This window comes from Streptomyces sp. NPDC048106, assembly GCF_040706415.1.
Lineage (GTDB): Bacteria > Actinomycetota > Actinomycetes > Streptomycetales > Streptomycetaceae > Streptomyces.
In genome coordinates this window covers 77,313-102,896 of record NZ_JBEZND010000034.1, presented here as the reverse complement: position 1 = coordinate 102,896, position 25,584 = coordinate 77,313, and the positions used below count along the sequence as shown (strand labels likewise).

Annotated in this window: 17 protein-coding genes and 2 pseudogenes; 10 read left to right on the top strand and 9 right to left on the bottom strand. The window is 71.4% G+C overall.

Going from position 1 to position 25,584, the window contains the following annotated elements:
- Positions 1–707: 707 nt before the first annotated feature.
- A complete protein-coding gene (locus tag AB0927_RS29140; RefSeq protein ID WP_366670725.1) occupies positions 708–3,020 on the bottom strand; it encodes an Ig-like domain repeat protein in 2,313 nt (770 codons plus the stop codon).
- Between the two features lie 180 nt (positions 3,021–3,200).
- A complete protein-coding gene (locus tag AB0927_RS29135) occupies positions 3,201–3,416 on the bottom strand; it encodes a hypothetical protein (RefSeq protein WP_366670724.1) in 216 nt (71 codons plus the stop codon).
- Between the two features lie 398 nt (positions 3,417–3,814).
- On the opposite strand from AB0927_RS29135, the gene AB0927_RS29130 reads away from it, so the two are divergent.
- A complete protein-coding gene (locus AB0927_RS29130; RefSeq protein ID WP_366670723.1) occupies positions 3,815–5,407 on the top strand; it encodes a choice-of-anchor A family protein in 1,593 nt (530 codons plus the stop codon).
- Positions 5,408–5,982: 575 nt separating this feature from the next.
- Positions 5,983–6,994, top strand: a pseudogene (locus tag AB0927_RS29125) (transposase); the annotation flags it as partial.
- Positions 6,995–7,454: 460 nt separating this feature from the next.
- On the opposite strand, the gene AB0927_RS29120 reads toward AB0927_RS29125, so the two are convergent.
- The 7 genes and pseudogenes from AB0927_RS29120 to icmF form a co-directional block, all read right to left on the bottom strand.
- On the bottom strand, positions 7,455–8,630 hold the full coding sequence (locus AB0927_RS29120) for a PP2C family protein-serine/threonine phosphatase (RefSeq protein ID WP_366670733.1): 1,176 nt from the start codon (positions 8,628–8,630) through the stop codon (positions 7,455–7,457).
- Positions 8,631–8,852: 222 nt separating this feature from the next.
- On the bottom strand, positions 8,853–9,140 hold the full coding sequence (locus AB0927_RS29115; RefSeq protein WP_366670722.1) for a hypothetical protein: 288 nt from the start codon (positions 9,138–9,140) through the stop codon (positions 8,853–8,855).
- A gap of 305 nt (positions 9,141–9,445) precedes the next feature.
- Entirely contained in the window at positions 9,446–9,658 is a 213-nt protein-coding gene (locus tag AB0927_RS29110) for a hypothetical protein (protein ID WP_366670721.1), read from the bottom strand.
- 490 nt (positions 9,659–10,148) lie between these two features.
- A complete protein-coding gene (locus AB0927_RS29105) occupies positions 10,149–10,421 on the bottom strand; it encodes a hypothetical protein (RefSeq protein WP_366670720.1) in 273 nt (90 codons plus the stop codon).
- 675 nt (positions 10,422–11,096) lie between these two features.
- A complete protein-coding gene (locus tag AB0927_RS29100; RefSeq protein WP_366670719.1) occupies positions 11,097–11,780 on the bottom strand; it encodes a hypothetical protein in 684 nt (227 codons plus the stop codon).
- Positions 11,781–12,334: 554 nt separating this feature from the next.
- Positions 12,335–13,288: pseudogene (locus AB0927_RS29095) on the bottom strand (ISAzo13 family transposase); the annotation flags it as partial.
- A gap of 212 nt (positions 13,289–13,500) precedes the next feature.
- Positions 13,501–16,731, bottom strand: coding sequence for a fused isobutyryl-CoA mutase/GTPase IcmF (gene icmF / locus AB0927_RS29090; RefSeq protein WP_366670718.1), 3,231 nt, complete (start codon positions 16,729–16,731; stop codon positions 13,501–13,503).
- 284 nt (positions 16,732–17,015) lie between these two features.
- On the opposite strand from icmF, the gene AB0927_RS29085 reads away from it, so the two are divergent.
- From AB0927_RS29085 to AB0927_RS29050, 8 genes are all read left to right on the top strand, one after another.
- A complete protein-coding gene (locus AB0927_RS29085) occupies positions 17,016–18,164 on the top strand; it encodes an acyl-CoA dehydrogenase family protein (RefSeq protein ID WP_366670717.1) in 1,149 nt (382 codons plus the stop codon).
- A 44-nt stretch (positions 18,165–18,208) separates the two neighbouring features.
- Positions 18,209–19,534: a TetR/AcrR family transcriptional regulator gene (locus tag AB0927_RS29080; RefSeq protein WP_366670716.1), complete on the top strand. Its 1,326-nt coding sequence runs from the start codon at positions 18,209–18,211 to the stop codon at positions 19,532–19,534.
- A gap of 91 nt (positions 19,535–19,625) precedes the next feature.
- Entirely contained in the window at positions 19,626–20,228 is a 603-nt protein-coding gene (locus AB0927_RS29075) for a nitroreductase family protein (protein WP_366670715.1), read from the top strand.
- A gap of 459 nt (positions 20,229–20,687) precedes the next feature.
- On the top strand, positions 20,688–22,553 hold the full coding sequence (locus AB0927_RS29070) for a phage tail sheath C-terminal domain-containing protein (RefSeq protein WP_366670714.1): 1,866 nt from the start codon (positions 20,688–20,690) through the stop codon (positions 22,551–22,553).
- Positions 22,554–22,587: 34 nt separating this feature from the next.
- Positions 22,588–23,112: a phage tail protein gene (locus AB0927_RS29065; RefSeq protein WP_366670713.1), complete on the top strand. Its 525-nt coding sequence runs from the start codon at positions 22,588–22,590 to the stop codon at positions 23,110–23,112.
- Between the two features lie 37 nt (positions 23,113–23,149).
- Complete coding sequence (locus tag AB0927_RS29060; RefSeq protein WP_366670712.1) at positions 23,150–23,878, top strand: hypothetical protein; 729 nt, start codon at positions 23,150–23,152, stop codon at positions 23,876–23,878.
- The gene (locus AB0927_RS29055; RefSeq protein WP_366670711.1) at positions 23,871–24,623 is read left to right on the top strand and encodes a hypothetical protein; all 753 of its coding nucleotides are present in this window, start codon (positions 23,871–23,873) and stop codon (positions 24,621–24,623) included. The genes AB0927_RS29060 and AB0927_RS29055 overlap by 8 nt, the downstream gene beginning before the upstream one ends.
- Positions 24,624–24,695: 72 nt before the next feature.
- Complete coding sequence (locus AB0927_RS29050; RefSeq protein ID WP_366670710.1) at positions 24,696–25,577, top strand: DUF4255 domain-containing protein; 882 nt, start codon at positions 24,696–24,698, stop codon at positions 25,575–25,577.
- Positions 25,578–25,584: the final 7 nt, after the last annotated feature.

Genomic DNA, 25,584 nt, shown 5'->3' with positions numbered 1-25,584 from the left:
GAGTCGACGCGGGCGTCGGCGACCGACGACAACGCCGCAGATCGGCGTGCCGGACCCCGCGTCTGCGCCAAGATCCGCCGGACACCCCCTAGGCTCGCCTCCATGTCCGAGTCCGCCCCTGACCCTGGCCCGCACCGCGGGGAAGTCCGCGATCGGGACTGCGCGACCAACCCGCCCTTCGAGCCGTACCTCGACGCGAACGGCAGCCACCACACCTTGCCGGTCGTCCCGGCGCATCAGCCGCCGCGTCGTATCTCCCTTTGCGAGAACGAGCGGAAGCCGCGCGCGGGGCGACCGGCGAGCCGCTGAACGGTGCCGCGCGCGCGATACACCACCTGGGGAGGCACTTGGATTCGCATAGCCGTCGGCATTGTTCGTCCCCGCGTGCGGCACCTGACGAGCCCGCGCGGCCACGGCGACCTGGCCGGTAAGCCGGCCGGTGTCGTCGTCCCCACGGGCTTCCGATCGGGGTGTGCCGGGTCCAGTGTGAACAGGGTGCCGTCGTCAGTGTAGGCAGCTGGTCAGGTGTTACCCCGTTATTGCCCTACCGCCAGTCGGATGACGCGAGGAGCCCGGCGTGCCCGGATCGGTGACCGAATATGGGGTCAGTCAGCTCGGCAGTGCACCGCCGCTTTTCGGGCGGCAGCCCCTGAGGGAGAACCCCGCTCCGAGGGGTTCCGGAGCGGGGTTCACGGTGGGGCTGGGGGTCAGGACTCGGCGGAGGTCTTCGCCTTTCCGTAGCCGTTGCCGTGGCCGCCGTGCTGCTTGCAGCAGTCATCGTGCTTGCCGGCGGTCACCTGGATGGTGGCGGTGGCCTGGTTGCTGGTGACCCGGTTGCCGCCGGGGCCGGTCGCGGTGGCGTGGGCGGTGTTGGTGACCTGGCAGCACACGCCGTTGCCGTAGCCGCCGTCCTTGGCGGTCTTCTTGCAGGGGGCGAGGTGGGTCGTGGTGATCGTGTAGGTGCCGTGGCAGGTGGTGCTCGCCCCCGGGGCCAGGCTGGTCGTGTCGCAGGTGACCGTGGGGACGAGGTCGTCGGTCACGGTCACGTTGTGCAGGGTGGCGTCGCCGGTGTTGGTGACCGTGTACGCGTACTCGACCGTGTCCCCGACCTTGAACGGGCCGCGTGAGACGACCCGCTTGGCCAGGGTGAGTTCGGTGGTCGGCTGCTGTTGCTGGACGGTGATGGTGGCGGTGGCCTGCTCGCTGGCGACCTCCAGGCCGCTGGGCTCAACGGCCGTGGCCTGTGCCAGGTTGGTGAGGAGGCAGCCGCCGGTGGCGGGCTGGCAGGGGGTGATGTCGGCTTCGGTGATGGTGTGGCCGCCATGGCAGGTCGTGCTGTCACCGGGGGTCAGGGTGGCCGTGTCGCAGGTGACCGTGGGGACGAGGTCGTCGGTGACGGTCACGTTGTGCAGAGCGGTGTTGCCCGTGTTGGTGACGGTGTACCTGTACTGGACCGTGTCGCCGATCTGGAACGGTCCGGTGGACTCCACCGCCTTGGTCAGACCGAGGGACGGCTGCGGTACCTGCTCGATGACCACGACGACGGGCTCGGAGACCGAGGCCGGGCAGTCGGCGCTGCCCTGGTAGTGGGCGGTGATCTGGTGCGCGCCCAGGGCGAGGCTGGTGGTGGTGAGGGCGGCATCGCCATCGGGACCGAGCGTGCCGGTGCCGATCGGGGTGTCGCCGTCGCGGAAGACGACCTCACCGGTGGCGGTGGCCGTGTTGCAGGTGACGTGTGCGGTCAGGGTGACCGGCTGGCCGGGGGCGGCCGTGGTCGGGGACGCCGTCAGCGTGGTCGTGCTCGCCGCCCGTACGGCCAGCGCCAGGCTGTACTCGTAGCCGCCGGAGACGGCGGTGGCGTGGATACCGGCGGGAAGGTCCGCCTGGACCGGTGAGCTGTGGTTGGTGTCGGTGCCGTCGCCCAACTGTCCGAACTCGTTGCCGCCCCAGGCGAGGACGCGGCCGTCGGACGTCAGCGCCAGACTGTGGGAGAAGCCTCCGGCGACGGCGGTGGCGTGGACGCCGGGGGGCAGGTCCGTCTCGACCGGGGTGCTGCGGTTGGTGGTGGTGCCGTCCCCCACCTGCCCCAGGACGTTCCGCCCCCAGGCGAGGACGTGGCCGTCGGACGTCAGCGCCAGACTGTGGTAGCCGCCGGCGGCGATGGCGGTGACCTGGACGCCAGGGGGGAGGTCCGTCTCGACCGGGGTGCTGCTGTTGGTGGTGGTGCCGTTCCCCAGCTGCCCGTTGGCGTTGAAGCCCCAGGCGAGGACGCGGCCGTCGGAGGCCAACGCCAGGCTGTGGGCGCCACCCGCGGCGACGGTGGTGGCGTGGACGCCGGGGGGAAGGTGCACCTCGACCGGGGTGCTGCGGTTGGTGTCGGTGCCGTCTCCCAGCTGCCCGGAGTTGTTGATGCCCCAGGCGAAAACACGGCCGTCGGACGTCGCCGCCAGGCTGTAGAAGCCGCCCGTGCTGCCGGCGATGGCGGTGGCCCGGGTACCGGCGGGGAGGTGCGCCTCGACCGGCGTGCTGCGATTGTCGGTGGTGCCGTCCCCCAACTGCCCGTAGAGGTTCTCACCCCAGGCCAGGACCCGGCCGTCGGATGTCAGCGCCAGGCTGTGGTTGATGCCGGCGGCGATGGCTGTGACGTGGGTGCCCATGGGAAGGCGCACCTCGACCGGTGTGCTGCTGCTGGTGGTGGTGCCGTCCCCCAGCTCCCCGAAGCTGTTCCGCCCCCAGGCGAGGACGTGGCCGTCGGACGTCAGCGCCAGACCGTGGTAGCCGCCGGCGGCGATGGCGGTGGCCCGGGTGCCGACGGGCAGGTGCACCCCGACCGGCGTACTGCTGTCGGCGGTGGTTCCGTCCCCCAACTGCCCGTACTGGTTACGGCCCCACGCGAAGGCGATGTCGGTCGGCGGCGACGGCTGCGCGCTCGCGGGCGGGGCGGCGAGCCCGGTCAGGCAGAGTGCGGCGACCAGCGTGGCCAGCACGGCCGTCAGGGCGGCGCGCGCACGGTCCCCCAACTGTGACCCCATGGGATACGAAGAAGCTTTCACGATCCCCGTGTCTACGGGCTGCCCACGGCCCCTGCCGGACGACACCCCGGACCGCAACCCGAGAGCCCCCGGTCGGAGGCCCGCCATACCGCTGCTTGGCCACCGCCCCTACGGACACCAAGCACAACAGCGGGAAGATGGGCAGGTTCAGCCTTCGTACGACTCCCGCGTGGAGGCCCACCGGGCCGGCGCGGCCTGGACCTCACTGGTGACGGTGAGCCGGCGGGGCTCGGGACGCCTGCCCGTGGCCGGACTGATCGCCGTGCGGCCCAGCTCGCGTACCCGGCTGTGCCACCGCGCACCCATGCCTCGGGCGAGGACTGGCGCGGGCGGGTGCCGCGGCATGGACGAGCGCGACGTCATGGTGCTGATCGACGGCACTCATCAGCTCGTCAAGGCGCCGATCACGCTGGTGTGGGACCGCCGGAACACCCATGCCTCCCCGCCCCAAAGTGACTTGACCGCCGAACGGACCCGGCTGACGGTCTTCGCCCAGACCGACCGAGGCTCCCGTCCGGCGTCGCCGCAGCCGCGCGCCACCAGAACAGGCGTCAGCCCGGGAGGGTGGATTGTGAAGGCGATCAGACAGCGCCCCGCGCGTCACGGCGATCTGGGTGTTCTGCGCATGAACACTCAAACCCTCCATTTTTCTCCCGTTGGAGTGGACTCGGATGAAATCCAGCCAGTACGTCGCGGATGCGGCCGTCCCCTGGAAACGACGGCTCGGCAGGGTCGTAAGCTCTGCCGTGGCCTTGACGCTCGTGCCTCTCGGATTGTCGCTGGTCGCGGCGCCGGCGGCGCAGGCCGCCACTCTCCCGGGCGGTCTGGGACCGTGTCTCGGTGATCAGTGTCCGGAGACCTTCCCGCCCGTCAACAACGGTCCCATCGCAGGCCGTGACGCCAACGTCAACATTTTCGTCGGCGGCGACTTCCACCTCAGAGGCACGGCCGCGGAGGCCGAGGGACGCGTGGTGACCCTCGGCAACTTCGACATGAACAAGTCCGGCGGCACCAACGTCTACAACGTCGGCATCGCCGGCGTCGGCTCGCGGGTACCTCCGCCGGAGGGAGCCGACTTCCTCGCCACGGGCGGCGACGTCACTGTCGCCCCCGGGCAGAGACTCATCGCCTACGGCGGTGTCGTACGCCACGCCGGAACGGCCTCGGGAAACATCGCCGGAACGGTCATCCAGGACGACCAGGCGGTCGCCGCGTACACCCCGCTGCGGCGCGAGTTGCAGGAGGCGAGCGAGTGCTACGCCGGGATCGGCACGCCCCGCCCGGCCACCGGAACGGTGGTCAACCTGGGGTACCGGACCCTGTTCAGGGGGGACGGCACCTCGGCGCTACAGGTTTTCAACGTCGACTTCAACCTCACTGCCCCCGGGGGCGGCATCCAGGAACTCGCCTTCGCGGACATCCCCAGGAACGCGACGGTGCTCGTCAACGTGGCGGGCAGTGGCGCACGCACGATCAACACCTGGAGCGGGAGTCACGACCCCGACTACCCGTGGGCCCAGATGCGCGATCACATGCTGTGGAACTTCCCGAAGGCGTCGTCCGTCACGCTCACCGGCCTCGGGCACTTCCAGGGCAGTGTGCTGGTCGGCAACCCGGACAGTTCCGCCCTCGTGAACAAGCCCGGCGTGAACGGGAGGTTCTTCACCACCGGATCACTGACACACTCGTCGGGAGGTACCGGGGGCGAGGGCACCGAGTTCCACAGCTATCCCTTCATCGGTGACCTCCCGGACTGCGGCGAGCCGCCGGGCAGCGAGGGCCCCACCGCGTCCACCAGCGTCACGAAGGTCGACGCCGACACCGGGCATCGCCTGGCCGGAGCCGTCTTCCAGCTGTGGCGCGAGACCAATGGCGTCGCGGGCCTCCAGACCACCGGTGCCAACCCGGACACCACGGTCGGCTCCCGCTGCACCACCCCGGCCAGCGGCGTCTGCTCCGCCGCCGACCTCCCGACCGGCACGTACTACTGGCAGGAGGTCTCGGCGCCCGACGGCTACGAACTCTCCGACCCCGGCGTGATCACCGTCGTGCTGGACACCGACGGGCAGCACGTCGCGGTCACCCGCGAGGACACCAGAATCCCCGGGCCAAACCCGTACCCGCCGGGGCCGGGCAACCCGTATCCGCCGGGTCCGGGCAACCCGTATCCGCCGGGTCCGGGCAACCCGTACCCGCCGGGTCCGGGCACCCCGAATCCGCCGGGGCCGTGCCCACCCAAGCCGGGCAAGCCGAAGCCGGAGCTCCCGACCCACAACCCCCAAGCCGTCTCCTACGGCGCCGCCGGCCGGCCTCCGAGACCACTCGGCGAAACACGGGGCACGAGGAGGAACTGAACACCTGATTCGTTGCCAGCGGATCCAGCACCATCCACCGCCAAGGTGGTTCTGCTGGGTCTGTTCGAGCACGAGGACCGTGACATCTGCTGCCACTCCGGCTGATGAAAAGCTCCGGATAGACCGGTGTACGTCCTGGTGCTTGTGGTGGTGGCGGTTGTGTGGGCGTCGAGCGGAAGTCTTCACGCGACTTGGTCGATACGAGACCTCCCCAGAGAGCGGCAGCGCTCGGCGTCCTCACAACCGCCACCACCAGACGTTGGCGGGCCTGTCGCCTGCTGGTGGATGCCTTGTCAGGACCGGGCAACGATGCCTCTTCGAAGACTGGCAGCGCCTACGGCCGCAGGCCCGTCAACAACCATCGACTTGATCCCTCGTTGGAGTTGGTGGTGCGAGCCCCCCGCACGGTGACCTCTTGATACAACCGAGCCGGTTCCAGCTCCCAAGTAGACCGAGGCCCGTGAGGTGAGCTGGTGGCACGAACACGGCTGATGAGGTGTCGGACCAGCCCCGGCGGCTGAGTCCTGGAATTAGGTCGCTGCGTGGCCCGCATGCGCTCGTGACCAGTGCATGCTGCCGGTTACCAGCTACTGATGGACCTGCTCGTCGAGCATGGCGACACGGAGGAAGCCCCGATCCCGATCGCGATCGAGACCTCCCGCGGCCTGCTGGTCGCGGTGCTGCGGACCGGCAAGCGGCAGGTCTTCGCGATCAACCCGATGGCCGCCGCCCGCCATCGCGACCGCTACTCCGTCTCCCGCAAGAAGTCAGACCCGGGCGACGCCCTGGTCCTGGCCAACATCCTGCGCACCGACATGCACGCCCACTGGCCCCTGCCCCAGGACAGCGGCCTGGCCCGGGCGATCGCCGTCCTCGCCCGGGCTCAGCAGGACGCCACCTGGAACCGGCAGCAGAACTCCAATCAGCTCCGGTCTCTTCTGCGCGAGTACTACCCGTCCGCCCTGGAGGCCTTCGCCACCTGGCAGAACGGCCTCTGCCGCCCCGAGGCGCGAGAGCTGCTCAAGCTCGCCCCGACGCCTTCCCAGGCCGCGCGGCTGAGCCGCACACAGATTCAGGCCGCGCTCAAGCGGGCCGGCCGCAAGCGGGGCATCGAGGCTGAGGCCGACCGACTCCGCGAGGTGTTCCGGGCAGAGTGTGCCCACCAGCCGCCGTTGGTCGAGGACGAGCTCGGCAAGCGGATGCTCGCCCTCCTCATACAGCTCGACGCCGCCTGCACGGCCGCCGACGACCTCGCGAGGGCGGTGGAAGAGGCTTTCCCTCAGCACCCGGACGCGGAGGTCACCCTCAGCTTCCCCGGCCTTGGCGTCCAACTCGGCGCCCGGGTTGGGTGCTGGCCGAGATCGGCGATGACCGAAGCCGGTTCGCAGACACCCGTGGTCTGAAGGCTTATGCCGACGCCTCGCCGATCACCAGGGCTGCCGGCAAGAAGTCGAGCATCATCCGACGGCGAGTGAAGAACGACCGGCTCAACCCGGAGCCAAGGCCCACTACCGTCGCCGACGCGATGTCCACGGAGACTGGCACGCGGCCGCCCTGCGCAACCTCTTCAACCGGATGCTCGGCCAGCGGCGGGGAAGGCAGCAGCCTGATCTCCAAGGGTCGAGAACTCCTTCTGTCAGTACGAGATGGCATGCTCCCCGCCATGAACAAGGAGCAGTTCTGGGAGCTCATCGCGGAGGCCCGCGACCGGGCGATCACCCCACACGACAGCGACGCGGTCGCGCGCGCGAAGCGACCTCGCTGCTGGCCCCCCGGCCGGTCGAGGAGATCATTACTGCGGAGCAGGCGCTGTGGGACCTGATGTCGCTCAGGGCCGTGAAGTCTTCGAGCGCGTCGTCGCTGATCCTGACGCCCTGGCGAAACTGCCCATAGTCCAAGCCGCCGCAGCCGCCGGCAGCGACCTGGAGGGCGAAGACATGCGCACCATCTGCTACCCGCAGCTGGACCCTGCCTGGAACTTCGACTTCTCGGACTCAGACGAGATGGCTCGCCGACTGCCGCGTCTGGTCTTTTTCGCGGCTCCGTCTCAGCCGGGGGAGGTGGGCTTGGGCTGCCACTCGATCAGCAGGATGGTGGCGTCGTCGGTCAGCTTGTTGTTGTGGTGGTCGAGGATGTCGTGGATGAGCAGCCGCAGGATCTCCGCGGGCCGCTGGCCGCCGGCGGCGGAACGGATGATGAAGTCGGCGAACCGGTCGAGACCGAACTCGTCGCCGCCCCGCCGGGCCTCGATGACGCCGTCCGTGTACAGCAGCACCCGGTCGCCGGGCTCCAGGGCCGTCTCGTGCACCGCGCGGGCGACTCCGGGGCCGAGCAAGGCACGCAGACCCATGGGCGGCTCCGGGGGACTGTCCAGCGCCTTGTCCAGGACACGCTGGCCGCGGATCAGCAGGGGAGCGGGATGGCCGCAGTTGCTCCAGCGCAGCACACCGGTGTCGGCGTCCAGTTGGCACACGACGCCGGTGCAGAACTGGTCGGGGAGCCACTGGGCGAGGGCCCGGTCGACGGTCTCGACCATCTCGGGCAGGTCGGCGCGGGAGCGGCGCGCGTTGCGGCAGCATGCCAACGCCACCGCCGTCGTCAGGCCGGAGGCCAGGTTGTGGCCCATGGAGTCGAAGATGCCTGCGTGCAGGACATTGCGGGTCAACGAGTGGTCGAAGGCGTCTCCGCCCAGGTCATAGGCCGGCTCCAGCACCCCGGTGGAGATCACCGACGTGGTGCCGATACTTCGGGGCGGCAGGAAGGCGCGCAGCATCTCGGTACGCGCGTGCATGGTGCGGGTACGGGTGCGGGCCACGAACCAGTCGCTGTAGGTCCGCTTGGTGGTGACCACCATCGAGAGCGTGTGGGCCAGCAGCCGGCAGCGGCGCAGCCGCCCGGCGTCCATCGACCCCGACCGCATGCCCAGCACGCCGAGGCGTTCCGCTCCGTCGACGAGGGGCACCCAGACGACCAGATCGCCCTGGTCCTCCTCGATCCGCACCGAGACGGTGCGGTAGGCCCATCCGGCCATGCTGTCGTCCACCGGCAGCCGGGCGTCCTGCTCGTCGAGCGGGACCAGGATGCGCTGCTGCAGATCGATGAGGTAGATGGCCGCGCCGGTCAGCCCCATCGCCCGGGCGCAGCGGTTCACCAGTCCGGGCAGCTGGTAGGGGGCGATCGCGTGGACGTCGGCGAGCATCCTCTCCAGCAGTTGCTCGTCCATGCCGGGGGCCGCCGCATGGTCGGGTCCGTCCGTCACGACATCACCTCACTCCGTCAGCTCCACTCTCACACCGTTCCGGGCCGCGGGCCCACCGGTCCCGCCACAGACGGTGCAACCATTCCCTCCCCGGGACGGACAAGCTGATGACCCGCCGATGAGTCCCGCGCCCGCCTCATCCACAACACCGCCTACAGACCTCACGACCGCAGCTGATCTTGGCTGCTACGGGGTGGTGATCGCCGACCCAGACGGCCGATTGGCCCGGAGCTCCGGGACGACCAAGCGGCAGCGTGGTGCCCCATGAACCCGAACCAGCTGCGTCATTCGCCTGGACAGCGCCGATGCGGCCATCAGCCCGAACACGATCGAGCTCGAACCGCCGCCGTGCTCCCGCTCCCAGATACGGAATCCGACCAGCAGGACAACGACCCCGAACAGCACGACCTGTATCCACCTGATGGCCACGGCCCGCTGGCCGAGGCCATCAGCGTTGCTGTCTTTTTCGCGCACCGGGATTCCCCTGCTCCTTCAGTTCACCGACTGTACGGCGCAGGGAGCCATCGTTACGGCCCAACCCGGTGAAGATTCACGGTCACAGCACTGGCTGCGGGAAGGTGAGGACGGGGACCGCCACTTCACAGGGGCGGCCCCCGCACAGCCGCTCGGGCCAACACTCGGGGCGGGCGACCATGACCGCGCCGTGCGTCGTCGTCGAAGTCCGCTCCTGCGCCGCATTTGTCCGTTTCGGCCGGCCTGCCTGAGCGGGGCGCCTCACCGAACGCTGGCCGAGAGGGCGGCGGCGTCGAACCGTGGGATCACGCGTTGACCGGGATGCACAGGTTGTAGGTGTTGAAGCCGAGGGGAATGGAGAGCTGGTTGTAGACCGTGACCGTCCAGCCGTTCACGCTCGGGTCCGGGGCGCTGGTGAGGATCCGCATCCTGGAGGCACTGGGCCCTCCCCCGGTCACCGCTGTTCCGGCCGGGCAGTGGGCCGTGACCGTGCTCTCCTCGCCTGGCGCGACCAGCACGACGCCGGAGCTCCCTCTGAAGGTGTAGGTCGGCAGACCCGTCGGTCCCTGCGGGCCCGTCGGCCCTGCCGGTCCCTCAGATCCGCGCGCCCCGGCGGGCCCAGCCTCTCCGAGAGGCCCGGTGGGCCCAGCGGGACCGATCGGCCCGGGCAGGCCCTGGGCGCCTGCGGGGCCCTGTGGTCCGGGTGGTCCTGTCTCGCCCTTGGACCCCGCAGGGCCGTCGGCGCCGGTCGGGCCGTCGGGTCCCTGGGGCCCGGCCGGGCCCGTGGGTCCTTGGGGTCCGGGAGGCCCCGGAGGGCCGGGCCGTCCGGACTCGCAGCCGTAGTCGCAGCCGGTGTTCGGGGGCGTGGGACCGGCGTGGGCCTGAGGCCCGGCCAGCGCGGTGACCAGGACCGCCGCCGCGGTTGTCAGGCCACCGCGGTACATGCGTCGAAGGGGGCGTGTCACGGGTTCTCCTCGTGGAGTGACGGGCGGAGGCGGTCGAAGCGGCTCAGGAGACCGGGATGCAGCGGGCGTACACCGTGAAGGTGATGGGCGTGGTCGCCGGCACGTCCGAATGGACGGAGCCCAGCCATCTGATGTTCGGGGGGTTCTCCGAGAATCCGGCGCTCACGTGCACTGCGGGTCCGGCGCCGCTTGTGACATAGGTGCCGCCATCGGTGAGCACCGTACCGGCGGGACACGTCGCCCCCGTGTAGAACGTGGTGGGGTCCTGTGACCCGACGGGAATGTAGTTGTCCGCGGTGGCCGTGACGGGGGACACGGTGGGTCCGGACGGCCCCTGTTCCCCTGTCGGGCCCTGAGGGCCCGTCTCGCCCATCGGGCCAGGGGGCCCCGTCTCGCCCTGCGGGCCTGCCGGGCCCATGGGGCCGGGTTCGCCCCTCTCGCCCTCTGGCCCGGCGGGTCCTGCCGGTCCGGTGTCGCCCGTGGGACCGGCGGGTCCCTCGGCGCCGGTGGGGCCCTGATTGCCCGGGGGACCGTCAGGCCCGGTAGGCCCGACCGGGCCCTGCGGTCCTGGGGGGCCGGGGATGCCCTGGCAGTGCTGCTTGCAGTGGCCGCCGGCCATGGACAGGGGTGATGCCTGGGCGGGGGACGTCGAGAGGGCGCCGATCAGGGCCACGGCGGGCAGAACGGCGTGCCGGAGGGGGGATGCGGAGCGTTTCAAGGTCTCACCTCGGGGAGGAGGAGGAAACGGGGCGTGGGAACGGGCCGGAGTGTGACGCGCCCCGCCACCGGGCGCTGTGAGGAGTCGTGTGCCGAGGAGCGGCAGGGCCGCCCGGCGACGGCGGCGGTCCGGGAACGCGGCACAGAAACCAAGACCCGGTGACCGGCCCTCGCCGGCGGGCGCTCGACGGGCGGACCGGCAGGAGCCGTCGCGCCGCGGGGTTCGCCCGCTCCGGGCGGCGGGTGGCGCGTCGGAAGCGTCAGCCGGTGGGCGTCACTCGACCCGAAGGCAGACGACCGAGATCTCCACGGCCAGCGGGTCCGTGGCCGTGCTGCTCGCCAGAAACTCCCAGCCGTTGTCGATCGGGCGGTCGCCCTGGTATAGGAAATTCGCAGCGCCGCTTTCGGTGAGCAGGTGAATCCCGCCCCCGGCGGGAGAGGTGCCGGCAGGACAGAGCACCTGGCCGGTGGCCGAGCCGCCGGGCGGAACAGTGAACTGGGTGAACCGGTACAGCGGTGCGCTGGGCCCGGGGAGCCCTTGGGGGCCGGGCAGGCCGGGCAGGCCCTCGGGGCCGTCCGGCCCGGCGGGCCCGGTCTCGCCCTGCGGTCCCATGGGGCCCTGGGGTCCTTCGGGGCCCTGCGGTCCGTCGGGGCCCGCAGGGCCCGTGGGGCCCTCGGGCCCGGTCTCGCCCCGCGGCCCGGCGGGGCCCGTCTCACCGGGAGGCCCGGCCGGGCCGGGAGCGCCCTGCGGACCGGCGGGCCCGGGCAGCCCGGGGGGACCTGGCGGGCCGGGCTTGGCCGAGCAGTGGCTGTAGTGGTGGCACACGGGCCGGGCGACCGCGCCGAGCGGTGCCGTCGCGGCCCGGGCCGGGACCGCCTGCGTGACGGCCGCCGCGATCAGAGCGGCCGTCACCGCCGGCAGACCGGCGGCTCCGAGGGAACATACGCGGCTCTTCAACAGCACCTCCAGTGCGGGAAGTCGACCGGACCGACGACGCCTCGGGTAACTTGGCCGCCGCCCGTGCCCGGACTCGGGCCGATCACAGCATGCCGATACCACCCCGACCGCCGAAGCGCGCCGCGAGCCGGGGGATCGTCGCTCGGACGGTGGGCGTTCCGAGGGCCGAACGCCTCCGCCGCGCCCCCTGCCCGTATGCGCGGGTCCCTGACCTGTCCAGCCGTCGGCCACGACGAACCGGGATCCGTGTGCTGCCGCGGCCGGGAAGCGGACGGCGGAGACCTGGCGCACCCGGCACGGCGTACCCCTTGCCGGAACCACCGCTCTCCGACGATGCCGGTCAACCATCAACGAGCCGACGGCGGGGCCGACTTCCGCCTGCCCGGCCCACCGGTGAAGCGGCGCCCCGGCCGGGATGCCGGCTTGAGAAGTTCCGCCGGGCCGCCTGGTGAGACACCGTGCCGAGTCCTTATCGGCCCTGGGCGGGGGCGCCCGGCGCGGCGACCACGTCGTCTGGCCTGCCGAAACCCTCGGCGTGCCTACGGGCTTGCAGATCATTGACACATCGTCTTGATCTTGTCGTTGGGTTCGCTGATGAGGGCGATGACCTGTGCCTGGAGGGTGGCGAGGGCGACAGGCGACGTGGTCGCCGGTAGGACGCCGATGTCGTGGGCGTCGAGCAGTTTCCTGATCTTCAGCAGGGTGCGGTGCATGGCCGAGCGGCTGCTGCCGAACAAGATGGCGAGGGGCTCCGCTGCCAGGTTGACGCGCAGGTGAAGCACGGTGGCGAGGACCTGGTCGGAGAAAGAGAGCCGGGGCGGACGGCCGCGTCCGGTATCACCGTCCAAGGCCAGGGCCCGAGTCAGCTCGTCCAGTTGGTGCGGGGACAGTCCGGTCATTGCGGGATCGGTCAGCTGAGCCCGGTCCCATGTCGGCGTCGGCATCGGCGGCTGCGGGGCTCCGGCCGCCGGGACTGCCGGGGCCGACTGGGGGTGCAGGACGTAGTTCCGCTCGCCGTGGAAGGCATGGCGGGTCAGCGGCAGCGCTGCCATCCCGCGTCGCTGATGGCGACTCCGGTCGGACAGGTTCCGGTGTCCAGTCGGGCCGTGACGTGCGGTCCGATGCGGGTGGTGGTCGCGGCGATGGACTGGACGATGACTTCGTGGCTGGTCAGCGGGCGGCCGCGCCAGTTCATGGTGATGTGCGAGAAGAGCCGGTGCTCGATCTTGTTCCACTTCGATGTGCCGGGCGGCAGGTGGCAGACGGTGATGGTCAGGCCGGTCTGGGCGGCGAGACGGGCCAGTTCCAGTTTCCAGGCCCGGGTGCGGTAGTTGTTGGAGCCGCCCGCGTCGGCAGTGATCAGCAGCCGTGTCGCCTGCGGGTAGGCGGCATGGCCCCTGACCGTGCCACCGGCGGCGGATCGATTCCACCGCGAACGCTGCGGTGTCGTGGTCGGTGCCGACGTTGACCCAGCCGGTGTTCGCTGCCAAGTCGTAGATGCCGACCGGGAATGGGTATGTGACAAGGCTGCTCACTATGCTCGGCCGGCCACCGACCCGCCGTCCGCATGTCCCTGCATGTTTATGCAGTGGTCATCGGGGTCGGTGCCGGTGTTCGCGAGGGCCTCTCTGCCGGGTCTTGTCGGCGGTCGTGGTGTCGGCCACGAGGTGCCGTCACCCGAAGCCGGCCTGATCCGGAAGAAAGGCCCTCGCTCGGTGCGTCAGACGTTGCGCCGGTACTGGCCGCCCACCTCGAAGAACGCCTCGGTGATCTGCTCCAGGGTGCACACCCGGGCGGCGTCCATGAGCACCGCGAAGACGTTGTCGCCGCCGACCGCCGCCGCCTTGAGGGCGGCCAGCGCGGCGTGCGCCTCCTGCTGGTGCCGGGACTGGAAGTCCCGCACCCGCTCCAGCTGGGAGCGCTTCTCCTCCTCGGTGGCCCGGGCCAGCTCGATGGCGCCCGGCTCGGCACTCTCCGCGTGCGGATTGCGGAAGGTGTTGACACCGATGATCGGCAGCGAACCGTCGTGCTTGCGCTGCTCGTAGAGCATCGACTCGTCCTGGATACGGCCGCGCTGGTAACCGGTCTCCATCGCGCCGAGCACGCCCCCGCGCTCGCTGATCCGCTCGAACTCCAGCAGCACCGCCTCCTCGACCAGGTCGGTCAGCTCGTCGATGACGTACGACCCCTGGAGCGGGTTCTCGTTCATCGCGAGGCCCCACTCCCGGTTGATGATCAGCTGGATGGCCAGGGCCCGGCGGACCGATTCCTCGGTCGGGGTGGTGACCGCCTCGTCGTACGCGTTGGTGTGCAGGCTGTTGCAGTTGTCGTAGATGGCGATGAGCGCCTGCAACGTGGTGCGGATGTCGTTGAAGTCCATCTCCTGGGCGTGCAGGGAGCGGCCCGAGGTCTGCACGTGGTACTTGAGCTTCTGGGAACGCTCGTTGGCGCCGTACTTCCGCTTCATCGCGACCGCCCAGATGCGGCGGGCCACGCGGCCGAGCACCGAGTACTCGGGGTCCATGCCGTTGGAGAAGAAGAACGACAGGTTCGGCGCGAAGTCGTCCACGTCCATGCCGCGCGCCAGGTACGCCTCCACGTAGGTGAAGCCGTTGGCGAGGGTGAAGGCCAGCTGGCTGATCGGGTTCGCGCCCGCCTCCGCGATGTGGTAGCCGGAGATGGACACCGAGTAGAAGTTGCGCACCTTGTGCGCGATGAACCACTCCTGGATGTCGGCCATCATCCGCAGCGAGAACTCGGTGGAGAACAGGCAGGTGTTCTGGCCCTGGTCCTCCTTGAGGATGTCGGCCTGCACCGTGCCCCGCACGCTCGCCAGCGCGTTGGCGCGCAGCCGCTCCGCCTCCTCGGCCGAGGGGTCGCGGCCCTCGGCGGCGCGGAACCGCTCTATCTGCTGGTCGATCGCGGTGTTGAGGAAGAACGCCAGCACGGTGGGCGCCGGGCCGTTGATCGTCATCGAGACCGAGGTCGTCGGCGCGATCAGGTCGAAGCCGTCGTACAGCGCCTTCATGTCGTCCAGGTTCGCGACCGAGACGCCGGAGGTGCCGACCTTGCCGTAGATGTCGGGGCGCTCGCCGGGGTCACGGCCGTAGAGGGTGACCGAGTCGAAGGCGGTGGACAGCCGGGTGGCGGGCTGCCCCTCCGAGAGCAGCTTGAAGCGCCGGTTGGTGCGGAACGGGTCGCCCTCGCCGGCGAACATCCGCGCCGGGTCCTCGCCGTCGCGCTTGAAGGGGAACACCCCGGCGGTGAACGGGAAGTAGCCGGGCAGGTTCTCCCGCCGCCAGAACCGCACCAGCTCACCGTGGTCGGTGAACCGGGGCAGCGCCACCCGGGGCACCTTGTTGCCCGACAGCGACTCGCGGGTCAGCTTGGTGCGGATCTCCCGGTCGCGGATCCGCACGACCTGCTCGTCGCCGGAGTACGACGCCACGACGGCGGGCCAGTTCTCGATCTGCTCGGTGACCTCGTGCGGGAGCTGCCTGCGGGCGTCCGTGAGCAGCGCCGCCACGTTGTCCGCGGTGGAACCGGCCGCGGCGAGTTCGCCCATGACCGCGTCGAGGCGCTGCACCCGCCGGGCCGCCTCGGCGAGCGCCTCGGTCTCGGCGTGGTACGCGCAGACCGTCTCGGTGATCTCGGCGAGGTAGCGCACCCGGTCGGCGGGCACCACCTGGCGGATGCCGGAGGAGTGGCGCACGGCCACCGGCGCGAGGGTGCCCTCCGTCAGCCGCAGTCCCTTCTCGTCCAGGGCCGACTTCAGGTGCTGGAAGAGCGCGGTGACCCCGTCGTCGTGGAACGTGGCGGCCGAGGTGCCGTACACCGGCATGTCCTCGGGCTTCTTGTCGAACGCCTCGCGGTTGCGCACCAGTTGGCGGCTCACGTCGCGCAGCGCGTCCTTGGCGCCGCGCCGCTCGAACTTGTTGACCGCGACCACGTCGGCGAAGTCGAGCATGTCGATCTTCTCCAACTGGGACGCGGCGCCGAACTCCGGCGTCATCACGTACAGGGAGGTGTCGACGAACGGCACGATCGCCGCGTCGCCCTGGCCGATGCCCGGGGTCTCCACGATCACCAGGTCGTACCCGGCGGCCTTGACCACGTCGATCACGTCGGTGAGGTGTTCGGGCAGCTCGTGGCTGCCGCGTGTGGCCAGGCTGCGGAAGAACACCCGGTTCCCGTCCAGGGAGTTCATCCGGATCCGGTCGCCGAGCAGCGCGCCGCCGCCGCGCCGGCGGGTCGGGTCGACCGCGATCACCGCGATGCGCAGCTTGTCCTGCTGGTCCACCCGGAAGCGGCGCACCAGCTCGTCGGTCAGCGAGGACTTGCCGGAGCCGCCGGTGCCCGTGATGCCGAGCACCGGAACCACCCGTCCGGCCGCGGCGGCCCGCAGGCGGGCGAGGAACTCCGGCGGCAGCTTGCCGAGTTCGGCGCCCGTGATGGCGCGGGCGGTGGCGAACCGGTCGCCCGCGAGCACCGCCTCCACGTCGGCGGGCTTGCCCTCCCACAGGTCGAAGTCGCAGTCGCGCACCACCGAGTTGATCATCCCGGCGAGGCCCATCCGCTGTCCGTCCTCGGGCGAGAAGATGGTCACCCCGTGCGTGCGCAGCCGGGTGATCTCCTCGGGCACGATCACCCCGCCCCCGCCGCCGACCACCCGGATGTGCTCCGCGCCTCGCTCGCGCAGCGACTCGACCAGGTACTCGAAGTACTCGACATGGCCGCCCTGGTACGAGGAGACGGCCACACCGTGCGCGTCCTCCTCCAGCGCCGCGTTCACGACCTCCTGCACCGATCGGTTGTGCCCGAGGTGGATCACTTCGGCACCCTGGGACTGGAAGATCCGCCGCATGATGTTGATCGACGCGTCGTGCCCGTCGAACAGGGCGGATGCGGTGACCAGGCGGACGGGGTGCACGGGGGAGTGCAGTTCGCTCATCGGGGGCCTTCCGGGGCAGGTCGAGGGGACGCCGATCAGATAAATAGTAGGACGTCCTAGTAAAACGCAGTAGTCGGACCGGATGTGACCAGGGGCACAGTGGCCGACGTGGCTTTGTGAACCGGGATCAGTGTGCGGGTCGGGCGCGACGCGTCGCTCCGCCCTGCTCCACCCGCCGCCACGCCCCTACTTTCGCCTCAAGTGAATCCCGAGTAGTCTCCGCTGGCGCATTCGGTCGCACGACGGCACCGCCGCGGTTCACGATCCCTCCAAGAAAGATGATCATGAAGCGAACCCTTTTCGAAGCCGAGCACGAGGACTACCGCGAGAGCGTGCGGGCCTTCATCGCCAAGCACGTCGTGCCGCACTACGCGGACTGGGACAAGGCGGGCATCGTGCCCCGTGAGCTGTTCACCGGTCTGGGTGCCCTCGGCGCGCTCGGCATCGCGGTGCCCGAGGAGTTCGGCGGCGCGGGGATCCAGGACTTCCGCTACAACACGATCCTGCACGAGGAGGGCGCGCGGGTGGGGGCCATCCCGGCGATCCTCGGCCCCACGCTGCACGCGGACGTGTGTCTGCCCTACTTCCTCGACCAGACCAACGACGAGCAGAAGGCGCGCTGGCTGCCCGGCATCGCCTCCGGCGAGCTGATCACCGCGGTCGCCATGACCGAGCCCGGCACCGGTTCCGACCTGTCCGGCATCCGCACCAAGGCCGTACGCGACGGCGACCACTACGTCATCGACGGCGCGAAGACGTTCATCACCAACGGCATCAACGCGGACCTGGTCGTCGTCGCCGTGCGCACGGGCGAGCACCCGCACCGCGGGCTCAGCCTGATCGTCGTGGAGCGCGGCACCCCGGGCTTCGAGCGAGGCCGCAAGCTGGAGAAGGTCGGCCTGCACGCCCAGGACACCGCCGAACTGGTCTTCACCGGCGCCAGGGTGCCGGCGGCCAACCTGCTCGGCGAGGAGGGCGAGGGCTTCTTCGCCCTGACGCGCAACCTCGCCCAGGAGCGGATGTCGGTCGCGATCGCCGGTCTGGCCCAGGCGACGGCGGCCTTCGAGTGGACCGTCGAGTACGTGCGCGAGCGCAAGGCGTTCGGCAAGCCGATCGGCTCCCTCCAGGTGATCCGGCACCGGCTCGCCGAGCTGTCCACCGAGATCGAGGTGGCCCAGCACTACCTCGACCGCTGCGTACTGGCCCTGAACTCGGGCGAGTTGACGGTCGTCGACGCGGCCAAGGCCAAGTGGTGGTGCACCGAGCTCCAGGGCCGGGTCATGGACGCCTGCGTCCAGCTGCACGGCGGGTACGGCTACATGCTGGAGTACCCGATCGCGCGGGCCTGGCAGGACAGTAGGGTGAGCCGGATCTACGCGGGCACGACCGAGATCATGAAGGAGATCATCGGCCGTTCGCTGGAACTCGGCTAGGACGCCGGTCCAGGAGGAGCCCGGTCGCCTGCCAGGAGGAGACGGTGAGGGTCGAGGTCGGGACGGAGACGCCGGGCGTCCGCGCGGGGGCGGGCGTCCCCGAGGTCTGTGCGGAGGCGGGCGTCCCCGCGGTCCGTGCGGAGGCGGGCGTCCCCGCGGTCCGTGCGGAGGCGGCGGGCTCCGGTGCGGAGCCGGTCGCCCCGCTCGCGCGGGCCACGCGCCCGCGCAACCGCCGGGAGCTGATCATCGCCGCCGCCCGGGAGCTGTTCTCCCGCGACGGCTACGCCAACGCGGCGATGAGTGACATCGCGGCGGCCGTGGGCATCGGCCCGTCGGCCCTGTACCGGCACTTCGGCGGCAAGCAGGAGCTGCTGCACGCCGTCGTCGCCGAGGCCCTCGACTCCTGTCTGGCCGGTCTGTACCCCGCCGGGCCCGGCCAACTCGACGTCTTTGTACAGGACTTCGCCGCTTCCGCCCTGGCCCGGCGCGAGCTGGGGGTGCTCTGGCAGCGCGAGGCCCGGCATCTGCCCGCCGAGCAGTACGCGGAACTCGCCCGGCGGTTGCACGCGGCCCGGCGCGCCCTCGCCGGACAGCTCACCGCCGCCCGGCCGGGGCTGGATCCCGCCCACACCGAGCTGCTGTCCTGGGCGACGCTCGGCGTGGCGGCCAGCCTCGCCTACCAGCGCGTGGCACTGACGACGCCGGACCTCGTAGCGCGGCTGATGCACCGCGTCGCCACGGCCACCCCGCCCCCGCTCGGTGAACCCCGGCTCGGCGCCCCCCGGGGCACGCTGCGGCACCGCTCCCGGCGGGAGGCCCTGCTCGCCGCCGCGACCGAACTGTTCGCCGAGCGCGGCTACGCCTCGGTCAGCCTGGAGGACACCGGCGCGGCCGTAGGGATCGCCGGGCAGAGCATCTACCACCACTTCGCCAGCAAGCACGAACTCCTCGCCACCGCCGTGCACCGCGGCGTCGAGCGGTTGTGGGTCGACCTGGCCGAGGTGCTCGCCTCGGCGCCGGACCACACCGGAGCGCTGCGCCGCCTGGTGTGGTGCTACACCCGCAACGCGCTGGTCTCCCGGCACCTGGTGACGGTGATCGCCACCGAGGCCGAGCACCTCCAGGAGGCGGACCGGCTGCGCACCCGGCAGTTCCAGCGGGACTACATCGCGGAGTGGCTGCAACTGCTGCACGCGGTCCACCCGGCGATGACGCCGCCCGAGGCACGCGTCCGGGTGCAGACCGTCCTCACCGTCGTCAACGACGTGGCCCGCACCCCCCGGCTCGCCACCCGCCCCGGGATAGACCGAGCCCTGCACGAACTGGGGTGCGAGCTGCTGGAGTTGGAGGCCGGTCCGTTGACGGAGTGACGTCTCCGGGCTGCGGTCACTGCCACGGGGAGCCGGCCGGTGGCCGGACCCGAGCGGGCCCGGCGTCAGGCTCGTGGCAGGATCTGCCGCCATGGAATTCTCCGAGGTGATCCGCCGCAGGCGCATGGTCAGGCACTACTCCGACAAGCCGCTGGCGCCCGAGGTGGTGGAGCGGATCCTCGCCTCCGCCCTGCGCGCCCCTTCGGCCGGCTTCTCCCAGGGCTGGGCCTTCCTCGCCCTGACCGAGCCCGCGGACCGCGCCCGCTTCTGGCCCTTCGTGCCCGTCCGGGTCGAGAAGACGCCGACCATGCAGGACGCCCCGCTCGTCGTGGTGCCGCTGGCCCACAAAGAGGCCTACCTGGACCGCTACGCCCAGCCGGGCAAGGGCTGGGAGGACCGCTCAGAGGCCCGCTGGCCCGCACCGTACTGGTACATCGACACCGGCATGGCCTCCCTGCTCATGCTGCTGACCGCCGTCGACGAGGGCCTCGGCGCCTGCTTCTTCGGCATCATGCCCGAACACATCCAGCCGTTCCGCGAGGAGTTCGGCGTCCCCGACGAGTACGACCCCATCGGCGCCCTCACCATCGGCTACCGCGCCACCGACCTGCCCCCGCAGAGCCCCCGCGTCGAACAGCAGCGCCGGGACGCGATCGAGGTCGTGCACCGGGGAAACTGGGGGCGGCACGGCTGAGCCCGGAGGAATCCGCCACCAAGGAATGTGTACGAGGCCCGAATTCTCGTGCTGATGCAGGGAGTTCCGAACGCGCGGAAACGGGCCCGTCATATTTCCCCGGCATTTCCTGTGAAGATCCTTTGTTCTCGCTGTCGATGACATGCGGGCGGGATGCGAGAATACCAGTAATTTACCTTCACAAAACCTTTCTTTTGGGTGGCCGGAAGGCGCCTTGCTGCGTCAACTCGCCCTGCCTCACAGTGGATTCGTCTACGAGCATCAGGAGTCACAAGCATTGCTTGGCCTGGCCGGCCGACCGCCGCCCGGGCATTGGCGGGGGAATCTGATGCGGGTGCACGTCCAGCGTTGACCGGCCGGTTGCGTGAGGTCGTCTGCCGCGCCGAACCGGAACCTGTCTCTTTGCCGCCTGCCTCTTGGTGCCTTTGTCCGGTGTCCGAGACAGGGACAGGAGGGGGAATGCCGATGAGCGCGGTGAGCGCCGCCAAGCCGACGTATCCCGGCGTCTACGTCGAAGAGCTTCCCAGCAGCACCCGCACCATCTCGACCTTGACCACGTCGGTGACCGCCTTCGTCGGCCACACCCGCCGCGGCCCGCTCAACGAGCCGGTGCGCGTCACCAGCTTCGCGGAGTTCGAACGCCGTTTCGGCGGCCTCAGCGCACACAGCGCGGTCGGCTACGCGGTCCACCAGTTCTTCGGCAACGGCGGCACCGTCGCCGTCGTCGTCCGCGTCACCAGGGCGGGCAGCGGAAAGGCCGCCCACGTCACCCTCAAGTCCACCGAGGGGCACAGCGACAGCGACGTCCTGGCGGTGCACGCCAGGGAACCCGGCCTGTGGGGCAACGGCCTGCGCGTCGCCGTCGACCAGGACACGCCGCACCCCGACGACACCTTCAACCTGCGCGTCCACGACGCCCGGGGCGCGGCCCGCGAGAGCTTCACCGGCCTGTCCATGGACGCCGCCAGCGGACGCTACGCCCCCGCCATCGTCAACGCCGGCTCCCGGCTGATCCGCGTCGACGCGGTCGGCGAGGGCCGCCCCGACCCGTCCGGCACCGTCTCCAAGCCGTTCGGCCACCGGCTGCCCGACCTCGCCGTCGACCTCACCGTCAAGATCGGCGACGTGGAGCGCGAATTCACCCTCTACGACCCCGACACCGACGGCGAGGCCCCCTGCTCCGTCGCCGAGTTGGCGCTGCTGCTCGAACGCAAGCTGCGCGCGCTGCCCGACGCCCCCGGCAAGCACGCCTTCGCCGGCACCGAGGTCACCGTCTTCGGCCGCCGCATCCAGGTGGTCGCCGGCTCCACCGACCCCGAGGACGTCGTCCGCTTCCTCGGCGAGTGCGCCAACGACCTCGGCCTGGAGGCCTCCGTCAACCCGCCCGTCCTCCCCCTGGCGGGCGGCGAGGACGGCGAGGCGCCCGGCCCCCGCGACCTGATCGGCTCCGAGGCCGACAAGACCGGCATCCAGGCGCTGCGCCAGGCCGCCGACGTCAACCTCCTGGTGCTGCCCGAACTCGCCGCCTACGAGAAGACCGAGGACGCCCTCACGGTCGTCTCGGCCGCCCAGCGCCTGTGCGAGGAGCGGCGGATCTTCCTGCTCGTGGACGCCCCCTGCGCCTGGGTCGGCGTGGACAGCGCGCGCGCCGGCGTCGCCGCCTTCGACGCCGTCCGCGGCAACCACGCGGGCCTGTACTTCCCGCACCTCCAGCTCACCGACCCGCTCACCGGACGGCTGCGCGCCTTCCCGCCCTCCGGCGCGGTCGCGGGCGTCATCGCGCGCACCGACTCCGAGCGCGGCGTGTGGAAGGCCCCGGCCGGCACCGAGGCACGGCTCGCGGGCGTGCACTCCCTCACCGTCGACCTGACCGACCGGGAGACCGGACTGCTCAACCCGCTCGGCGTCAACTGCCTGCGCACCTTCCCGCTGACGGGTCCGACCGTCTGGGGCGCCCGCACCCTGGAGGGCACCGACGCCCTCGACAGCGAGTGGAAGTACGTGCCGGTACGCCGGCTCGCCCTGCACGTCGAGGAAAGCCTCCAACGCGGCCTGCAATGGGTGGTGTTCGAGCCCAACGACGAGAACCTGTGGCAGCAGATCAGGCTCGCCGCCTCCTCGTACCTGAACACCCTCTTCCGGCAGGGCGCCTTCAAGGGCGGCACCCCGCGCGAGGCGTACTTCGTCAAGTGCGACCGCGACACCACCACCGACGAGGACATCGCGAACGGCATCGTGAACGTCCTGGTCGGCATCGCGCCGGTCCGCCCCGCCGAGTTCGTGATCGTGAGGATCCAGCAGACGTCCGGCCAGTTCGAGCTGTAGACCCGCGGGAATTCTGGAGAGCTGAAGGAATCCGATGGCAGAGTTCACCGTCAACGCCCATCGTTTCGACCCCTACAAGAACTTCAAGTTCCTGGTCCTGTGGGACGGTCGCACGGTCGCCGGCATCAGCAAGATCAGCCCGCTCAAGCGCACCACCGAGGTCGTCAAGCACCGCCACGGCGGCGACCCCAGCTCCCCGCGCAAGTCGCCGGGGCGCTCCGAGTTCGACGGCATCACGCTGGAGCGCGGCGTCACGCACGACCCCGAGTTCGACCGCTGGGCCAACAAGGTGTGGCAGGTGGGCGCGGGCCTCGGCGCGGAGGTCTCCCTCGCCGACTTCCGCAAGGACATCGTCATCCAGGTCCTCAACGAGGCCGGCCAGGTCGCCGTCTCGCACAAGCTGTACCGGACCTGGCCCAGCGAGTACCAGGTCCTCGGCGAAATGGACGCCAACGCCAACGCGGTGGCCATCCAGTCCCTGAAGCTCGAGTGCGAGGGCTGGGAGCGGGACTACGAGGTGCCCGAGCCGGAGGAGCCCTCCTTCGTCAACCCGGCCTGACGCGACGCGCGGTGAGGTGAGAGGAGCCGGGGGGAACATGGCGAACACCGGGGTGGCCGCGCTGCTGGCCACCTGGGAGGCGGGCCTTGCCGAGGCGTCCGCCGGGCGCGCCCTGCTGCTGCACGGCACGGCGCGCCCGGACCTCGACGCCGCGGCCCTGCCCGCCGTGCCGCTGGGCGAGCGCGAGTACGACCTGCTCGCCCTGCGCCGCGCCCTGTTCGGGGAGCGGATGCAGGTACGGCTGGACTGCCACGCGTGCGGCGCCGACATGGAATTCGAGCTGGACGCCGGGGAGTTCGCCCGGTCCCTGGATCGACCCGGCAGACCGGTCGTACAACTGACCGTGGACGGCTGGGACATCGCCTTCCGGCTGCCCGCCGCGGCCGACCTCACGGCCGCGGCCCGCGCCGCCGACCCGCGCTCGGCGCTGCTCGCCCGCTGTCTGGTCTCGGCGGTCCACGACGGGGCGCCCCGCCCCGCCGACGCCCTCCCGACGGCGGTGCAGCGGCGGATCGCCGAGGCAGTCGAGGCCGCCGACCCGGGCGCCGACGTCACGCTCAGCGTCGGCTGCCCCGAGTGCGGGGCGCCCACCCGCGCGGAGCTGGACATCGCCTCGTACCTGTGGACCGAACTCGACTCCTGGGCACGGGACATGCTGCTCGACGTCCATCTGCTCGCCACCGCCTACGGCTGGAGCGAGCCGGAGATCCTGGCGCTGAGCCCGCTGCGCCGCCGCTACTACCTGGAGCTGTGTGCGGATGTCTGACCCCTCCGTGCCCGACCCCTCCGCGCCCGGCCCCTCCCGGACGCCCGACTTCCTCGACCGGCTGATCGCCCGGCACACCGCCACGGCACCGGACACCGTCCGGGTGCGGCCGCGGCTGCCCGGACCGTTCGAACGCGTCGAGGCCGTCAGGGCCCGCGACGCCGGGCCGGACACCGACGGCGTCGCGGCCCCGCCGCCCGCCACGCCCGCGACCGAGCCGCTTCGGGACGGGCCGCCGTCCGCCACCGAGATCCGCCGGCACACCGAACACGTGCGGACCGTCGTCCCCGCCGAACGCCCCGTCGCGGAGCCCGGGCCGACGCGCCCCGCCCCCGCCGAGGCGCCGCTGCTGCGGCCCGCGGCCCCCCTGACCGCCGGGCCGCACCCGGCGCCCCGCGGACCGGCGCGGGGCACCGGGCGGCCGGGCCCCGACCCCGGTGGGGACCGGGCCGCGGTGTCCGTCCCCGCCCCCCTGGGGACGGGCGCCGCACCGGCCGCCGTCGTGCCCATGGCAGCGCGCCCCAGCGCCGCGGACACGACGGCGGCCCGCACCGCGGCACGGCAGTCCGCCGCGCGCCGCACCGCGCGGGCACCGGAACAGGTGGTGCGAGTGCAGATCGGCCGCCTGGAGGTGACGGCCGCGCGGCCGCCCGCGCCCGGCGGGACCCGGCAGGGTGCCCGCGCCGCCGAGCGAGCGGGGACGACCCTCAGCCTGGCGGAGTACCTGGCACGGGGGCGCGAGTGAACACGAGGGGTGCGAGTGAACGCCGGGCGCGAGTGAGCCGCGCGACGACGACCGGGACAGGGAACTGACGCCATGAGCAACGCACTCGCCATCGCCCATGTCAGCCAGGCCCTCGCCCTGCTGATCGAGTCGCACCTCCAGCCGGAGATCGACATGGCGGTGAAGGTGGAGCCGCGCAAGCCGCCCGCCGAACCGCCGGCCGAGCCCACCATCTCCGTCTTCCTCTACCAGGTCGCCCCCAACCCCTCGCGGCGCAACGACGACCTGCCCACCCGCGCCCCTGACGGCACGCTGGTGCGCCGGGCGAGCGCGGCACTCGACCTGAGCTACGTGATCAGCGCCTACGGCGACGAGAGCGAACTGGTCGGGCAGCGTCTCCTCGGCTCGGTCGTGCGCACCCTGCACGAGATCCCGGTGCTGCCCCAGGACGTCATCGAACTCGCGGGAGAGAAGCCCTACTTGGCGGGCAGCGACCTCGCCCGGGCGGCCCAGCGGGTGCGGTTCACACCGAACGTGATGGACGTGGACGAGACGTCGAAGCTGTGGGGGATGCTCTACCAGACCCCCTACGCCCTGTCCGTCGTCTACCAGGCGTCCCTGGTCTTCATCGACGGCCTGGAGACCCCGACGCCGGCCAGGCCGGTCGAGCGGCCGGAGGTCCGGGTCCTGCCGTTCGGCGCGCCGGGAGCGCCGGTTCCGCCGCGGGCCGGGACACGCGGGCAGGACGGGGCCCCGGCCGAGGATCCCGCGCCGCCGACGGCCCGCGCCGAAGCCGCGGGCAAGCCACCGGCCAAGGCGCCCGCGAAGCCTCCCGCGAAGGCCCCCACGAAGGCCCTCGCCAAGGCGCCGTCGAAGACCCCCGCCCGCTCCCGCAAGAGCACTCCCCGGGCACCCAGGACGGGCCGGCCACCCGCGCGCGGGACGGACGGCGACGCCGGCACCAAGGACGACTGATCAGGCA

Bases quoted from the DNA above. Each gene is read 5' to 3' on its own strand.
- AB0927_RS29135 (WP_366670724.1), bottom strand. From the start codon at position 3,416: ATGACGTCGCGCTCGTCCATGCCGCGGCACCCGCCCGCGCCAGTCCTC.
- AB0927_RS29120 (WP_366670733.1), bottom strand. From the start codon at position 8,630: ATGGACGAGCAACTGCTGGAGAGGATGCTCGCCGACGTCCACGCGATC.
- icmF (WP_366670718.1), bottom strand. From the start codon at position 16,731: ATGAGCGAACTGCACTCCCCCGTGCACCCCGTCCGCCTGGTCACCGCA.
- AB0927_RS29085 (WP_366670717.1), top strand. From the start codon at position 17,016: ATGAAGCGAACCCTTTTCGAAGCCGAGCACGAGGACTACCGCGAGAGC.
- AB0927_RS29075 (WP_366670715.1), top strand. From the start codon at position 19,626: ATGGAATTCTCCGAGGTGATCCGCCGCAGGCGCATGGTCAGGCACTAC.
- AB0927_RS29070 (WP_366670714.1), top strand. From the start codon at position 20,688: ATGCCGATGAGCGCGGTGAGCGCCGCCAAGCCGACGTATCCCGGCGTC.
- AB0927_RS29065 (WP_366670713.1), top strand. From the start codon at position 22,588: ATGGCAGAGTTCACCGTCAACGCCCATCGTTTCGACCCCTACAAGAAC.
- AB0927_RS29060 (WP_366670712.1), top strand. From the start codon at position 23,150: ATGGCGAACACCGGGGTGGCCGCGCTGCTGGCCACCTGGGAGGCGGGC.
- AB0927_RS29055 (WP_366670711.1), top strand. From the start codon at position 23,871: ATGTCTGACCCCTCCGTGCCCGACCCCTCCGCGCCCGGCCCCTCCCGG.
- AB0927_RS29050 (WP_366670710.1), top strand. From the start codon at position 24,696: ATGAGCAACGCACTCGCCATCGCCCATGTCAGCCAGGCCCTCGCCCTG.